We start from the raw sequence: 15,408 nt of genomic DNA on the forward strand, positions 1-15,408 counted from the left end.
CGGCTACTCCGCGGCCAGCGCCGGCTGTGCGTGCGCTTCCACGCAGGCCGCCATGGTCGGGCTGGTTCGGCTGATCGGATCGGTCTGGTAGTAGTTTTCCACCGCCGCGACCAGCGGGGTGAAGCTGAGTGCCGTCGGATCGCCAGCGGGACCCGTCAGGTCGGAACAACCGAAGCGCGGCAGGTGGCTCAGCGTGCCGAAGACCGGGTTCACCTGTTCGAGCCGCGTCCGCAGCGCCTCGATCGTGTCATAGGGCAACCGCTTGCCGATCACGTCCGAGAAGGCACGCAGGATCTTCCAGTCCTCCCGTGCATCGCCCGGCGGATAGACCGCCATGAAGCCGCGCTGCACCCGGCCTTCCGTGTTGACATATGTGCCGGATTTCTCGGTATAGGCCGCCCCCGGCAGGATCACGTCGGCCCGATGCGCGCCGGCATCGCCGTGATGGCCCTGATAGACGACGAAGGTGCTGGCCGGGATGGCCATCGTGTCGAACTCATCGGCGCCCAGCAGCCACAACAGATCGACGCCACCGCCGACCAGCGCCTCGAACCCCTTGCCCTGCGGCCCCGGCAGGAAACCCAGATCGAGCGCCCCGACCCGCGCCGCCGCGGTGTGCAATACGTTAAAGCCATGCCAGTCCGGCGTCAGCGCGCCAATCCGCGCGGCCAGACGCCACGCCGCCGCGAGGACGGAAGCGCCATCCGGACGGGCCAGGGCACCCTGCCCCACGATGACCAGCGGTCTCTTCGCATCCGCCAGTACCTTGGCGAAATCATGTACCTTGGCGAAATCATGCCCACCATTGATCAGGTCGCTCAGCACTGTCGGCGCCGCGCCCAGATGGGTGACCTGATAGGTCAGGTCGGCCGCGGTACCGATCACCCCGATCGGGATCGGGCTGGCCGCCCACAGCTTGCGAATGCGGGCGTTCAGCACCGGCGCCTCACGGCGTGGGTTGGCGCCGATGATCAGGATCGCGTCCGCCTCCTCGATCCCGGCGATGGACGTGTTGAAACAGTAGAAATCCCGCCGCGTCGGATCCAGCCTGGCGCCGTCCTGCCGGCAATCCAAATTCTGCGATCCCAGCGATGATAGCAGGTCCTTGAGCGCCAGCATGCTTTCGGCATCGCACAGGTCGCCGGCCACGGCGCCGATCCGGTCGCCGGCCAGCCCTTTCAGCCTGGCGGCGATGAGGCCGAACGCCTCCTCCCAGCTCGCCTCGCGGAGCTTGCCGTTCTCCCGCACCCAGGGACGGTCGAGGCGGCGGCGCTTCAGGCCGTCGATCGCGAAGCGCGACTTGTCGCCCAGCCACTCCTCATTCACATCATCATTGATGCGCGGCAGAATCCGCAGCACCTCATTGCCGCGGGCATCGATGCGGATATTGGCGCCGACGGCATCTAGCACATCGATGCTGTCGGTCTTCCCCAGCTCCCACGGCCGCGCAACGAAAGCGTAGGGCTTGGAGGTCAGCGCGCCGACCGGACACAGGTCGATGATGTTGCCCGACAGCTCGGACCCCAGTGCCTTCTCGACATAGGTGCCGACCTCCATGTGCTCGCCGCGATTGGTGGCGCCCAGGTCGGGAACCCCGGCGACCTCGGTGATGAAACGGATGCAGCGCGTGCAATGGATGCAGCGCGTCATTACCGTCTTCACCAGCGGGCCCAGATTCTTGTCGGGCACCGCCCGCTTGTTCTCGGCATAGCGCGAGTGATCCATGCCGTAGCCCAGCGCCTGGTCCTGCAGGTCGCATTCGCCGCCCTGGTCGCAGATCGGGCAGTCCAGCGGGTGGTTGATCAGCAGGAATTCCATCACCCCGCGGCGGGCGTTACGCACCATCTTGCTGTTGGTATGCACGACCATGCCCTCGGCGATCGGGTACCCGCAGGAGGCGATGGGCTTCGGTGGCGCCTTCTCCACCTCCACCAGGCACATGCGGCAGTTGCCGGCGATGGACAGGCGCTCGTGGTAGCAGAAGCGGGGGATTTCGATCCCGGCGAGTTCCGCCGCTTGCAGGATCGTCGATCCGGCCGGGGCGTCGACCTCGACGCCGTCGATGGTGACTTTGGTCATTACGCTGATTTCCGATGGGCTACGAGCAGATCGCTCACCAGGACACCGTCAATACGGAGACCGGCTATATTGCAGTTGCTGATGTGCACGCCGGACAGGTTGGCGTTCTGAATCGCACTGCCTGCCAGATTGACGTCACGGAAGCAGGCGCCGGACATATTGACGTTGGTGAACCGTGAGCCAGGCAGGAGGCCATCGTCGAACACCGCGCGCGACAGGTTCATGCGCGTGAAGCCTGCGTCCGACATATTCACATACTCAAAGCGCACCGAAGTCATTCCGGCATCCTCAAATCGCGCCCCGCCCAGCGATACGCCGACAAAGGATGAGTTGCCGAGGTCGGACTTCGTCGCCGCGATCGGCTCCTCGAGGTCGGTGATAATCACGCCCTATTCCGCCGCCATCGGGACAGAAGCCGGTTCGCGTGCCTTGTAGGCCGCGATCCGCTCCTCCATCACCGGCCGGAAATGCCGGATCAGACCCTGGATCGGCCAGGCCGCGGCATCGCCCAGGGCGCAGATCGTGTGGCCCTCGACCTGTCTCGTCACCTGCTCCAGCGTATCGATCTCGGATGGGTCGGCCCGGCCTTCCACCATGCGGGTCATCACCCGCCACATCCAGCCGGTCCCCTCGCGGCACGGCGTGCACTGGCCGCAGCTCTCATGCATGTAGAACTTGGACAGCCGGGCGATCGCCTTGATGACGTCGGTGGACGTGTCCATGACGATCACCGCGGCCGTGCCGAGGCCGGACCGCACCGCGCGAAGACTGTCGAAATCCATCAGCACCTCGTCGCATATCGACTTCGGCAGCAGCGGCACCGAGGAGCCGCCGGGAATGATCGCCAGCAGGTTGTCCCAGCCGCCTCGCACGCCGCCAGCGTATTTCTCGATCAGCTCCTTCAGCGGGATGCCAAGCTCCTCCTCGACATTGCAGGGCTTGTTCACATGGCCGGAGATACAGAAGACCTTCTGCCCGGCATTGTTCGGCCGGCCCAGCGAAGTGAACCAGCTGGCCCCGCGCCGCAGGATGGTCGGCGACACCGCGATGGATTCGACATTATTCACGGTGGACGGGCAACCGTACAGCCCGACGCCGGCAGGGAACGGCGGCTTCATCCGCGGCATCCCCTTCTTGCCTTCCAGGCTTTCGATCAGCGCTGTTTCCTCGCCGCAGATATAAGCGCCGGCGCCGCGGTGCAGGATGATGTCGAAGGCATACCCCGATCCGCAGGCGTTCCTGCCGATCAGCCCGGCCTCATACGCCTCATCGATCGCGGCCTGCAACATCCGGGATTCGTTGTAGAATTCACCACGGATATAGATGAACGCCGCACAAGCCCCCATGGCAAAACCGGCAACCAGGCAGCCCTCCAGCAGCTTGTGGGGGTCATGGCGGATGATGTCGCGGTCCTTGCAGGTGCCGGGCTCCGATTCATCGGCGTTGACCACCAGGTAGCAGGGCCGGTCAGACTGCTTGGGCATGAACGACCATTTCAGCCCGGTCGGGAAGCCGGCACCGCCGCGCCCGCGCAGGCCGGAATCCTTCATTTCCTGAATGATCGCGTCACGTCCGCGCTCCAGCAGCGCCTTGGTGTTGTCCCAGTCACCCCTGGCCCGAGCGCCTTTGAGGAACGGGTCATAGAGGCCGTAGAGATTGGTGAAGACGCGGTCCTGGTCGGCAAGCATGGCTCAGGCCTCCGGCGCGAAACGCAATGTCGTCAGGGTGGTGGGACCGCCGGCCGGCGCCGAGGTCTGGCGCCCCGCCATCGATCCGGGTGGGGGCCGTTCCCCCCGGCGCAGCGCGGCCAGCAGGTCGGCCACCTTTTGCGCGTCCATATCCTCATAATAGTCATCGTCAACTTGCAGGATCGGCGCGTTCACGCAGGCGCCCAGGCATTCGACCTCGGTCATCGTGAACAAGCCATCCGCCGAGGTCTCACCCCAACCCTGGATGCCGGTTTCCTTGCGGCAGGCCTCGGTCACCGCATCCGATCCGCGCAGCCAGCATGGCGTCGTGGTGCAGACCTGCAGGTGGTACTTTCCAATCGGCCTGGTATTGAACATGAAGTAGAATGTCGCCACCTCGTAGACGCGGATCGGCGCCATCTGCAGCCGGGCGGCTAGGGCATCCATGGCTTTGACCGGCACCCAGGCGGAGCCGGTTTGCCGCTTCATCTGGCGTTGGGCGACATAAAGCCCGGGGATGACCGCGCTTGCCTGCCGCCCTTCCGGATACTTGGCAATGATCTTCGCCAGTTCCGCCTCGCTGTCCGCGTCGAAGGCGAAGCTGGCCGGCTGTTCGAACGCCGGTCCGTTGGACTCTGCCATGGTCTACCTGTCGATCTCGCCGAACACCACGTCCAGCGATCCGACGATCGCCGACACGTCTGCCAGCATGTGACGTTTGCACAGGACATCGGTCGCCTGCAGGAAGGCGAACCCGGTGGAGCGGATTTTGCAGCGATACGGGCGGTTGGTGCCGTCGGCGACGAGATAGACGCCGAACTCTCCCTTCGGCGCTTCCACCACCGTGTAGGTCGCGCCGGCCGGCACGTGATATCCCTCGGTATACAGCTTGAAGTGATGGATCAGCGCTTCCATCGAGCGCTTCATCTCCCCCCTCGATGGCGGGGTGAACTTGCGATCCTGTACCTTTACCGGTCCAGGCTTCATCTTTTCGAGCGCCTGGCGGATGATCTTCACGCTCTCCCGCATCTCGTTCAGGCGGACCAGATAGCGATCGTAGCAATCGCCATTCCGCCCGACCGGAATCTGGAACTCCACCTCGGCGTATTTGTCGTAGGGCTGGGTCCGTCGCAGGTCCCACGGCACACCGGACGCGCGCAGCGGCGGGCCGGCAAAGCCCCAGGCCAGCGCGTCCTCGGCGGAAATGACCCCGATATCGACCGTCCGCTGCTTCCAGATCCGGTTGGCGGTCAGCAGCTCCTCCAGATCGTCGCAGAACTTCGGGAAGGTCTCGCTCCAGACGGCGATGCGGTCGGTCAGCCCGGCCGGCAGGTCCTTCGCGACACCGCCGGGCCGGAAATAGTTCGCATGCAGGCGCGCGCCGGACGCCGCCTCATGGAACTCCATCAGCTTCTCCCGCTCCTCAAACCCCCACAGGCTTGGCGTGATCGCGCCGACATCCAAAGCGTAGGTGGTCAGGTTGAGCAGATGGTTCAGCACGCGTGTGATTTCGGCGAAGATCACGCGAATCCACTGGCCGCGATCCGGCGGCGTGATGCTCAGCAGCTTCTCCACCGCCAGGACGAAGGCGTGCTCCTGCGCCATGGGGGAGGTGTAATCCAGCCGGTCGAAATACGGCACGTTCTGAGTATAGGTGCGGTATTCCATCAGCTTCTCGGTGCCGCGGTGCAGCAGCCCGATATGCGGATCCGCCCGTTCCACCACCTCACCATCGAGCTCCAGGATGAGGCGGAGCACGCCGTGCGCCGACGGGTGCTGCGGACCAAAATTGATGGAGTGGCTGTCGATCTCGACGATCCGGCCTCTCGGCGTCTGATCCAAATGCACGGTCTCGCTCATGGCCGCCTAGCCCTTTGCCTGTGCCTGGCGCTCTTCCGCGCGTTCCGTGAAAACCTTCTCATCGCCCGGCAGCGTGGTCATGCCTTCCCAGGGTGACAGGAAGTCGAAGCTGCGCCAGTCCTGAGTCAGCTTGACCGGTTCGTAGACGACCGCCTTGCGGTCCTCGTCATACCGAACTTCCACATAGCCGGTCAGCGGGAAGTCCTTGCGCATCGGGTGCCCCTCAAACCCGTAATCGGTCAGGATGCGCCGCAGGTCCGGTTGTCCGGTGAAGACGATGCCGAACAGGTCCCAGGCCTCCCGCTCCCACCAGGTGGCCGAGGGCCAGATGCCGCAGACCGAGGCTACCGGCTCATTCAGGCCGGTCGGCACGATCACCCGCACGCGCTGATTCAAGGTCACCGAAAGCAGGTTGTAGACCACCTCGAACCGCACTTCGCGCTCCGGCCAGTCCACGCCACACAGATCCATCATCTGCTCGAACGCGAAGCGCGGATCGTCGCGCAGCGCGGTGGCGACCGTCAGCAGCGACTCGCGCTCCACATGCACGACCAGTTCGTTGCCCGATTCGATCTTCCAGGCGGTCACGCCCGCAAGCGTCGCGATCGCCTGGCCCAGCAGTTCCAGGGCAGTCGGCGGCGGGGGCGGCGGCACTTCGGCCGCGGGAGCGGTTTCCTCAGCCACGCAGGATCGTCCCCGTGCGGCGGATCTTCTTCTGCAATTGCATGATCCCGTACACCAGTGCCTCGGCGGTCGGCGGGCAGCCCGGCACATACACATCCACCGGCACCACGCGGTCACAGCCGCGCACCACCGCATATGAGTAATGGTAATAGCCGCCACCATTGGCGCAGCTGCCCATGCTGATCACCCAGCGCGGTTCCGGCATCTGGTCGTACACACGGCGCAGCGCGGGAGCCATCTTGTTGGTCAGGGTGCCGGCGACGATCATCACGTCGCTCTGCCGCGGCGAGGCACGTGGAATGATGCCGAACCGATCCAGGTCATAGCGCGGCATATAGGCGTGGATCATTTCGATCGCGCAGCAGGCGAGGCCGAAGGTCATCGGCCACAGGCTGCCGGTGCGAGCCCAGTTCACCACCTTGTCCAGATTGGCGACCAGGAAACCCTTGTCGGCGATCTCTCCCGTGATGCCCTTGATGACGGCGTCCTGTTCCGGTCCCGGGGGAAGTGCCTGCCGGTTCCAGGCAATGGCGGTCGAATCATTCATGCCGCTACTCCCACTCCAGGGCGCCTTTGCACCATTCGTAAATGAACCCCACCGTCAGCACGGCCAGGAAGCCGATCATCGACCAGAAACCGAAGGCGCCGATTTTGTTCAGCGCCACGGCCCATGGAAACAGGAAGGCGACTTCCAGGTCGAAGATGATGAACAGGATGGCAACCAGGTAATACCGGACGTCGAACCGGCGCCGGGCGTCATCGAACGGTTCGAAGCCGCACTCATAGGGCGTCAGCTTTTCCTGATAAGGCTTCTGCCGCGCCGCCAGCAGTGATCCCCCGACCATGGCGAGCGCTATTCCGCCCGCAATCACAAGGAAAACAAGGATCGGCAGATAGCCGAACAAAACTGGCTGCATCGTCCTGGCACCATCGTTCATGGTCGCTCGCAGCGCGAACGCGGCCGGGCGCCCATCGGCGCCACCGCGTTTCCCGACCCTGCGTGCAACGCGGCGGACCATAGACCCATCCGATTGCGACCGCCATAGCCCGCGACGCCGAAAATGCGTCGAATTTTTGGCGTCCGACAGGCCGCGCGTTGGTCAGCGACAGGCGGTAGGCCATTGATTTGGGGGGAATTGCTGCTGGCGCGAGTGACGGGGCTCGAACCCGCGACCTCCGGCGTGACAGGCCGGCGCTCTAACCAACTGAGCTACACCCGCAGCAGCGAGGCGCAGCGTTTATGCCGCGGCGGAAAAAGCGTCAAGCGCGAAACCCGATCGCCGGAAAAAAAGTCGTAGCGGACAACCGGCACGCACGGCGAAGCAAGGCAACGCAGCAGCGCGCCGTGGAGATCACGTCCGACAAGCCTGCCGGCAGCCAAGCCCCCGGCGCTCGCGAGGCGGGCTTGGGTTGTATCATCCGAGGACAGAATATGGCGGGGTTGGTGGGCGGTGACGGATTCGAACCGCCGGCCCTCTCGGTGTAAACGAGACGCTCTACCGCTGAGCTAACCGCCCATGAACCGACGCGCACCTTGAACCGGGTGCGCGTCGCAAGCCAACGGGATTTTCTGGATCAGGCTGCAATGGGCCTGTGTGCGGTGTGTCCTAATTCCGCCTCACCGAACGAACTGCGGCCTCGGACGACGCGGCGCGCTGGGCATGGACCGGAAAAGCACTAGCCGCTGACCGAGTCCTTCAGGCCCTTGCCCGGCTTGAAGCGCACGGTGGTCGACTCAGGGATGGCCATCTCCTCGCCGGTGCGGGGATTGCGGCCCGTGCTGGCCTTGCGGACGGTGGAGGCGAACGTGCCAAACCCGACCAGACGGACTTCCTGCTTTTCCTTCAGCGCGGACGTGATGGCATTGAAGACCGCATCCACGACTTCGCCCGCCTTAATACGCGACAGCTCCGTTTCCTCAGCCACGGCTGCGATAAGATCCATCTTGTTCACAGCGTTTTCCTTCTCTTGTCAAAAGCAACGAATCCAAGCTGAGGGGCGGACCCCCCGCGAAAGCCGGCGGACACTACTGGCCGCGTTTCCACCCCGTCAATGGCAGAAAACCTGAAAAAACCACGAAAAATGGCCCGCCGGACCGTTCCGGCGGGCCATTACAAAACCCTGTGATCACCCCGTATCTTGATGGGAATCAAGATACGGGCGACACGATTCAGTGCGGCAAGGAAGCGCCCGCCGATTCGCCCTTGGCGACAGGCAATGGCGCCTCAGCCGGTTCTTCCCATTCGATCGGCTCCGGCTTGCGCACCAGCGCCTGGGCGATCACCTCATCGACGTCCGCCACCGGGATCAACTTCAGGTTCTTCTTCACGTTGTCCGGGATTTCGGCCAGATCCTTCTCGTTCTCCTTCGGGATGAAGACCGTCGTGATGCCGGCCCGCAGGGCGGCCAGCAGCTTCTCCTTCAACCCGCCGATCGGCAGCACCCGGCCGCGCAGGGTGATCTCACCGGTCATCGCCACGTCGCGGCGCACCGGGATACCGGTCAGCACCGAGACGATGGAGGTGGCCATGGCGATACCCGCCGACGGACCATCCTTCGGAGTCGCGCCTTCCGGCACGTGGACATGGATATCCCGCTTCTCGAACAGGGTCGGCTTGATGCCGAACTTGATCGAGCGGCTGCGGACATAGGATAGCGCCGCAGAGACGCTTTCCTGCATCACGTCGCCCAGCTTGCCGGTCTGCTTCACCGCGCCCTTGCCCGGCAGCATGACCGACTCGATGGTCAGGATCTCCCCGCCCACCTCGGTCCAGGCCAGGCCGGTCACGACCCCCACCATGTCCTCGGCCTCGGTCTCGCCAAAGCGGAACTTCTTCACGCCGGCGTACTTCTCCAGGTTCTTGCGGGTGATCGCGACCTTCGCCGCCTTCTTCGTGACGATCTCCTTCACCGCCTTGCGGGCCAGATTGGCGATCTCACGCTCCAGGTTGCGGACGCCGGCTTCCCGTGTGTAGTACCGGATCAGGTCGCGCAGCGCATCCTCGCTGATGCTCCACTCGTCCTTCTTCAGGCCATGCGCCTCGGACTGCTTGCTGATCAGGTGGCGCTTGGAAATCTCCACCTTCTCATCCTCGGTGTAGCCGGGGATACGGATGATCTCCATACGGTCCATCAGCGGCTGGGGCATGCGCAGGCTGTTCGCCGTCGTCACGAACATCACATCGGACAGGTCGTAGTCGACCTCCAGATAGTGGTCGTTGAACGTGCTGTTCTGCTCCGGGTCCAGCACCTCCAGCAGCGCCGAGGACGGGTCGCCGCGCCAGTCGGAGCCCAGCTTGTCGATCTCGTCCAGCAGGAACAATGGGTTGGAGGTCTTCGCCTTCTTCATGCCCTGGATGACCTTGCCGGGCATCGAGCCGATATAGGTCCGCCGATGACCGCGAATCTCGGCCTCGTCCCGCACGCCGCCCAGCGACATGCGCACGAAGCTGCGCCCGGTGGCCTTGGCGATCGACTTGCCCAGGCTGGTCTTGCCGACGCCGGGCGGCCCGACCAGGCACAGGATCGGGCCGCGCACCTTGGGCGAGCGCGCCTGCACCGCCAGGTACTCGATGATCCGCTCCTTCACCTTGTCCAGACCGTAATGGTCGGTCTCCAGCACCTTCTCCGCCTCGATCACGTCGTTGCGGATCTTGCTGCGCTTCTTCCACGGAATGGACAGCATCCAGTCGAGGTAGTTGCGCACCACCGTCGCCTCGGCGCTCATGGGGCTCATGGTGCGCAGCTTCTTCAGCTCCGCCATGGCCTTTTCCCGAGCTTCCTTGCTGAACTTCGTCTTCTTGATGCGCGCTTCCAGCTCGGCGTTCTCGTCCTTGCCGTCCTCGCCCTCGCCCAACTCCTTCTGGATCGCCTTCAACTGCTCGTTCAGGTAGTACTCGCGCTGCGTCTTCTCCATCTGCCGCTTCACGCGGTTGCGGATGCGCTTCTCCACCTGCAGGACGCCGATTTCCGACTCCATGTGGCCGAACACGCGCTCCAGCCGCTCACTGACGCGGGCGACTTCCAGCAATTCCTGCTTTTCCGGAATCTTCAGGTTCAGATGGCTGGCCACCGTATCAGCCAGCTTGGACGGCTCCTCGATCTGATTCAGAGAAACAAGGACTTCCGGCGCGATCTTTTTGTTCAGCTTGATGTACTGCTCGAACTGGGAGACCACGGTACGGCCCAGGGCCTCCATGTCCTTCTTGTCCCCCTCCACGTCCGGCATCGGCGTGGTGACCGCCTCGAAATATGATTCGGTTTCGCGGAAGCTGGCGATCTTCGCCCGCCGCCCCCCTTCCACCAGCACCTTCACCGTGCCGTCGGGCAGTTTCAGCAGCTGCAGGATCGTCGAGACGGTGCCGATCCGATAGATGTCATCCGCCGATGGGTCGTCCTGCGAGGCATTCTTCTGGGCGACCAGCAGGATCTGCTTGTCGTCCTTCATCACCGCTTCCAGCGCCCGCACCGATTTCTCGCGCCCCACGAACAGCGGCACGATCATGTGCGGAAATACAACGATGTCACGCAGCGGCAAGACCGGCATCAGGTCGCCAGAGGCGGACCCTTCGGCAGCCGGCTTATTTTGTTCCGTCATATGCTTCGACCTCCTTATGGACAGTCAGCCCCTTCCGCCCGAATGCGGCTCGGAAGACGCTTGTATGGGTCTGTCACGCCCCGTTCGCGGGATATGGACTGCAAACACCGTGCCACAAGCCCTTGAACCCCGCGATCGCGTCATTACCGGCCAGCCGGAGGGGTAGAACAGCGCCTTTTTGTGTCAGGCACTGCTCTCCGCCCGCTCTTTCCCGTACAGATAGAGCGGATTGGCCCTGGATTCCGCGACTTCTCGGTTGATCACGACCTCCTCGACACCGTCGAGGCCCGGCAAATCGAACATGGTGGCGAGCAGAATCTGCTCCATGATCGAACGCAGGCCGCGCGCGCCGGTTTTCCGGGCGATCGCCCGTGTGGCCACCGATTTCAATGCGTCCTCAGTGAAGGACAGCTTGACGCCCTCCATCTCGAACAACCGGCCGTACTGCTTCACCAGCGCGTTCTTCGGCTTGGTCAGAATCTCCATCAGCGCGCTCTCGTCCAGGTCCTCGAGCGTTGCCACCACAGGCAGGCGGCCGATGAACTCGGGGATCAGGCCGAATTTCAGCAGATCCTCGGGCTCCACCTCGCGCAAAATCGCGCCCATCCGCCGCTCATCCTGGCTGCGTACCTCAGCGCCATAGCCGATACCCGAACCCTTGCCGCGGGCGCTGATGATCCGCTCCAACCCGGCGAAGGCACCGCCGCAGATGAACAGGATATTGGTGGTGTCGACCTGCAGGAATTCCTGCTGCGGATGCTTCCGCCCGCCCTGCGGCGGTACCGAGGCGATGGTGCCTTCCATGATCTTCAGCAGAGCCTGCTGCACCCCTTCCCCGCTGACGTCACGGGTGATGGAGGGGTTGTCGGATTTGCGGCTGATCTTGTCGACTTCGTCGATATAGACGATGCCGCGCTGCGCCCGCTCAACGTTGTAGTCGGCCGCCTGCAGCAGCTTCAGGATGATATTCTCCACGTCCTCACCGACATAGCCGGCCTCGGTCAGGGTCGTGGCATCCGCCATGGTGAACGGCACGTCCAGGATTCTGGCCAATGTCTGGGCAAGCAGCGTCTTGCCCGACCCGGTCGGGCCAACCAGCAGGATGTTGGACTTCGCGATCTCGACGTCGTTGTTCTTCTGGCCGTGCGCCAGACGCTTATAATGGTTGTGCACCGCGACCGACAGGACCCGCTTGGCATGGTCCTGACCGATCACGTAATCGTCCAGCACCTTGCAGATCTCCCGCGGGGTAGGCACCCCATCGCGGGACTTCACCAGATGCGTCTTGTGCTCCTCACGGATGATATCCATGCAGAGTTCGACGCATTCGTCGCAGATGAAGACCGTCGGACCGGCGATAAGCTTACGAACCTCGTGCTGGGACTTGCCGCAGAACGAGCAGTAGAGGGTATTCTTTGAATCGCCGGACTTGCTCATGCGCACTCCTCCCCCGGATTCAGGGGCACAATTCGGGATAATAGCTCCCTAAGGGCCGTCGGGACAAGAACCGCAACGCGGCCGACGCATGCGCGTCATGCTTCGTGGCCCGGGTTAGTCGCCGGGCCACGATGAAACGCCGCTGGCGGGGACGTTGCGCGGCGGCACGCATCCCCGCGGATCACAATGACCGGCGCGCGCCCCTGCCTGTTTGCCGATGCGGTCAGGACTTGGCAGTATCCTCACCTGACGACGCCATCGGACGCGCCTCGACAACTTCATCGACCAGCCCGAAATCCCGGCTTTCCTCGGCCGACATATAGGTATCGCGTTCCAGCTTGCGTTCGATGGCCTCGATGGGCTGGCCCGTGTGGCGGACATAGATCTCGTTCAGTCGCTTGCGCAGCGTCAGGATCTCGCGTGCCTGGATTTCGATATCGGTCGCCTGCCCCTGGGCGCCGCCGGAAGGCTGGTGGACCATGACCCGGGAATTCGGCAACGCGAACCGCTTGCCCTTGGCGCCGGCACACAGCAACAGGCTGCCCATGGACGCCGCCTGGCCAATGCACACGGTGCTGACCGGGCTGCGGATATATTGCATCGTGTCATAGATCGCCAGGCCGGACGACACCACCCCGCCCGGACTGTTGATGTAGAAACTGATGTCCTTGTTCGGGTTCTCCGATTCCAGGAACAGCAATTGTGCGCAGATCAGCGATGAGACCTGGTCATAGACCTGACCGGTCAGGAAGATGATCCGTTCCTTCAGCAGGCGGGAGTAGATATCGAAGGCACGTTCGCCGCGCGCGGTCTGCTCGACCACCATCGGGACGAGATTATTGGCATAGATGTCGACTGGGTCGCGGTCCCGCATGGTACTCACCTGGTTGCAAGGGGTCGGTCGGAATGACCTATCATAAGTAGGTGTACGGCGCGCAAAAACCAGACGGCTGAAAAAGGGCAGCCGAGGCGGCCATGGTCACCGAGCCGGCTGCTCTTTGTTCGATCGGTCAACCGGCCGGATCAGGCCGGCATGTTGTCCGCCATCGTCTCCACCGCCTTTTCGAGCTCGTCCGCCGAGACGACCTCATCGGTGATCTTCGCCAGCTCCAGGACGTAGTCGACGACCTTGTCCTCCATCAGCGGCGCCCGGACATTGTTGGCCAGCATCGGATATTTCCGGAACAGCTCCAGCATCTGCATCTCCTGGCCGGGGAACTGCATGGCCCGCGACCACATGGCCCGCTCCATTTCCTGATCGGTCACGGTGATGGCGTTCACCTGGCCGATTTCCGCCAGCAACAGGCCCAGACGCACACGGCGTTCGGCGATCGCGCGGTATTCGGACTTCAGGGTCTCGTCGTCCTTGCCCTTATCGGCATCGTCCAGCGTGTCGGACTCCTTCGCACGCTCAAGCTGCTGCCAGATCTGGCCGAACTCATCGTTCACCATCATCTCCGGCACCGGAAAATCGACCATTCCCTGCAGCGCGTCCAGCAGCATCTTCTTCAGCCGGGTGCGGGCCATGCTGTCCAGCTCCTGCTGGATGCGGCTGGTCACCAGTTCACGCAGCCGTTCCTGGTTTTCGACGCCCAGCTTCTTGGCCAGTTCGTCATCGATGGCGGGGATGATCTGGCGGTTGATCTGCTTCACCGTGATATCGAACGTCGCCGCCTTCCCGCGCAGGTCTTCCTTGCCGTAGTCGTCCGGGAAGGTCACGTTGATCGTGCGCTGCTCGCCGAGCCGGGCGCCGGCGAGTTGCTCGGCGAAGCCCGGGATGAAGCCGGAACCGCCGATTTCCACATCGATGTCGTTGGCCGTCCCACCCTCGAACGGGGTACCGTCGATCTTGCCCACGAAGTCCACCTTCAGCACATCGCCGGTAGCCGCGCCCTCACCTTCCGGACGGCTTGACAGCGTCTCCGCCGGGATCGGCTCCAGCGTGCGATTGGCCCTGGCAATGTTCTGCAGCGATTCATCGACCTTTTCGGCGGGCGCCTCGGCCTTCAGCCGGGTCAGCGCGATGGTGCTGAAATCGGGCAGTGCGATCGACGGCAGAACCTCCATCTCCAGCGTGAATTCGACGTCCGTGCCGGGTTGCGTCGGGTCCTCGGTCTTCACCGTCAATGTCGGCTGGCGCGCCGGACGCAGGCCGCGTTCGCTCAGCACGGTGCGGGTGGCGTCGTTCACGGATTCCTCGACCACCTCGGCCGAGACCGCCTTGCCATACCGCTGCTTCACGATCGCCGGTGGCACCTTGCCGGGACGGAACCCGGGCAACCGCAGCTCCTTGCCCAGCGACGCCAGCCGGTCATTGCGCTTGGCATCGAGGTTGGCGGCGGGAAGCACCACCGTAAAGCCCCGCTTCAGCCCTTCGGAGAGGGTCTCGGTTACCTGCATTGTCGGCCAATCCTAACCAGTCACTTCCTTATGTACACGTCCGGCCGAGCAAGACGGCCGTCGGGCCGGTGGTGCGGGCGAAGGGACTTGAACCCCCACGGCTTTCGCCACCAGAACCTAAATCTGGCGTGTCTACCAGTTTCACCACGCCCGCGCCGGTACGCTCGGGTCGCTGCGCATGCGGCATCACATGCGCAGTTCAACGGCGTTAGCCCGACGGAGATGACGCCGCGCGACACGAAGCGCGCGCTTTAGCGCAGGCGATCCCCGGCGACAAGCGACATCCTTGGCAGAGCAGCCGAACCGGGGCAGAGCAGCCGAACCGGCGGGAAGGACGGGCAGAGGCGGCCGGCCCGGCCATATCCGCTCCGCGTCTTGCTGCTTCTCCGCGATCCGCCGCGGTGACCGCCGCGGCCCCGACCGGTCTGCCGGCCGCCCTGGCGCTGGCACGACGGTTACAGTTGAGACGGTCGCCAATCACGTTGTGCGACGCGGCATACAACAAATGTCCGGACGCGGATCGGTATCCATGCGATGCTGATGGCGCCTGCATGCAGCACGGATTTCCAGCCGCCGCGCAGCTGTAGGATTGTGAAACAATTTCGTTGGCCGAGGGAAAGAAACATCTCTCATACAGCGCTGCACGAGAGAATACTTCCCAGG

The 15,408-nt window shown here is 63.7% G+C and carries 13 protein-coding genes and 3 tRNA genes; all 16 read right to left on the reverse strand.

What is annotated here, in order from left to right:
- Positions 1 to 3: 3 nt before the first annotated feature.
- The 16 genes from nuoG to VHC04_RS17475 all read right to left on the reverse strand — a co-directional run bounded on the left by nuoG (position 4) and on the right by VHC04_RS17475 (position 14,899).
- Positions 4 to 2,079: an NADH-quinone oxidoreductase subunit NuoG gene (gene nuoG / locus VHC04_RS17400; RefSeq protein WP_325683604.1), complete on the reverse strand. Its 2,076-nt coding sequence runs from the start codon at positions 2,077 to 2,079 to the stop codon at positions 4 to 6.
- Positions 2,079 to 2,465, reverse strand: coding sequence for a pentapeptide repeat-containing protein (locus VHC04_RS17405; RefSeq protein WP_325683606.1), 387 nt, complete (start codon positions 2,463 to 2,465; stop codon positions 2,079 to 2,081). Before VHC04_RS17405 ends, nuoG begins: the two co-directional genes overlap by 1 nt.
- Before the next feature lie 3 nt (positions 2,466 to 2,468).
- The gene (gene nuoF, locus VHC04_RS17410) at positions 2,469 to 3,767 is read right to left on the reverse strand and encodes an NADH-quinone oxidoreductase subunit NuoF (RefSeq protein WP_325683608.1); all 1,299 of its coding nucleotides are present in this window, start codon (positions 3,765 to 3,767) and stop codon (positions 2,469 to 2,471) included.
- Positions 3,768 to 3,770: 3 nt separating this feature from the next.
- Positions 3,771 to 4,409 carry a complex I 24 kDa subunit family protein gene (locus VHC04_RS17415; RefSeq protein WP_325683609.1) on the reverse strand — a complete coding sequence of 213 codons (639 nt, stop codon included), beginning with the start codon at positions 4,407 to 4,409 and terminating at the stop codon, positions 3,771 to 3,773.
- Between the two features lie 3 nt (positions 4,410 to 4,412).
- Entirely contained in the window at positions 4,413 to 5,627 is a 1,215-nt protein-coding gene (locus tag VHC04_RS17420; protein WP_325683611.1) for an NADH-quinone oxidoreductase subunit D, read from the reverse strand.
- Between the two features lie 6 nt (positions 5,628 to 5,633).
- A complete protein-coding gene (locus VHC04_RS17425) occupies positions 5,634 to 6,311 on the reverse strand; it encodes an NADH-quinone oxidoreductase subunit C (protein WP_408903828.1) in 678 nt (225 codons plus the stop codon).
- Positions 6,304 to 6,858 carry a NuoB/complex I 20 kDa subunit family protein gene (locus VHC04_RS17430; protein ID WP_325683613.1) on the reverse strand — a complete coding sequence of 185 codons (555 nt, stop codon included), beginning with the start codon at positions 6,856 to 6,858 and terminating at the stop codon, positions 6,304 to 6,306. Before VHC04_RS17430 ends, VHC04_RS17425 begins: the two co-directional genes overlap by 8 nt.
- A gap of 4 nt (positions 6,859 to 6,862) precedes the next feature.
- A complete protein-coding gene (locus VHC04_RS17435) occupies positions 6,863 to 7,228 on the reverse strand; it encodes an NADH-quinone oxidoreductase subunit A (protein WP_325683844.1) in 366 nt (121 codons plus the stop codon).
- A 226-nt stretch (positions 7,229 to 7,454) separates the two neighbouring features.
- Positions 7,455 to 7,531 (reverse strand) — tRNA-Asp (locus tag VHC04_RS17440).
- Positions 7,532 to 7,753: 222 nt separating this feature from the next.
- Positions 7,754 to 7,828: transfer RNA gene (locus VHC04_RS17445), tRNA-Val, on the reverse strand.
- Positions 7,829 to 7,988: 160 nt separating this feature from the next.
- On the reverse strand, positions 7,989 to 8,264 hold the full coding sequence (locus tag VHC04_RS17450; protein ID WP_325683615.1) for an HU family DNA-binding protein: 276 nt from the start codon (positions 8,262 to 8,264) through the stop codon (positions 7,989 to 7,991).
- Positions 8,265 to 8,481: 217 nt separating this feature from the next.
- The gene (gene lon / locus VHC04_RS17455) at positions 8,482 to 10,908 is read right to left on the reverse strand and encodes an endopeptidase La (RefSeq protein ID WP_325683617.1); all 2,427 of its coding nucleotides are present in this window, start codon (positions 10,906 to 10,908) and stop codon (positions 8,482 to 8,484) included.
- Positions 10,909 to 11,091: 183 nt separating this feature from the next.
- Positions 11,092 to 12,345 (reverse strand): ATP-dependent Clp protease ATP-binding subunit ClpX, encoded by a 1,254-nt coding sequence (clpX, locus tag VHC04_RS17460; protein WP_325683619.1) that lies wholly within the window; start codon positions 12,343 to 12,345, stop codon positions 11,092 to 11,094.
- 223 nt (positions 12,346 to 12,568) lie between these two features.
- On the reverse strand, positions 12,569 to 13,219 hold the full coding sequence (gene clpP, locus VHC04_RS17465) for an ATP-dependent Clp endopeptidase proteolytic subunit ClpP (RefSeq protein ID WP_325683621.1): 651 nt from the start codon (positions 13,217 to 13,219) through the stop codon (positions 12,569 to 12,571).
- Between the two features lie 149 nt (positions 13,220 to 13,368).
- Entirely contained in the window at positions 13,369 to 14,745 is a 1,377-nt protein-coding gene (gene tig, locus VHC04_RS17470; protein WP_325683623.1) for a trigger factor, read from the reverse strand.
- Between the two features lie 69 nt (positions 14,746 to 14,814).
- Positions 14,815 to 14,899 (reverse strand) — tRNA-Leu (locus VHC04_RS17475).
- Between the last annotated feature and the right edge of the window lie 509 nt (positions 14,900 to 15,408).

This window comes from Rhodopila sp. (genome assembly GCF_035548095.1).
In the GTDB taxonomy this organism is placed as follows: Bacteria; Pseudomonadota; Alphaproteobacteria; order Acetobacterales; family Acetobacteraceae; genus Rhodopila.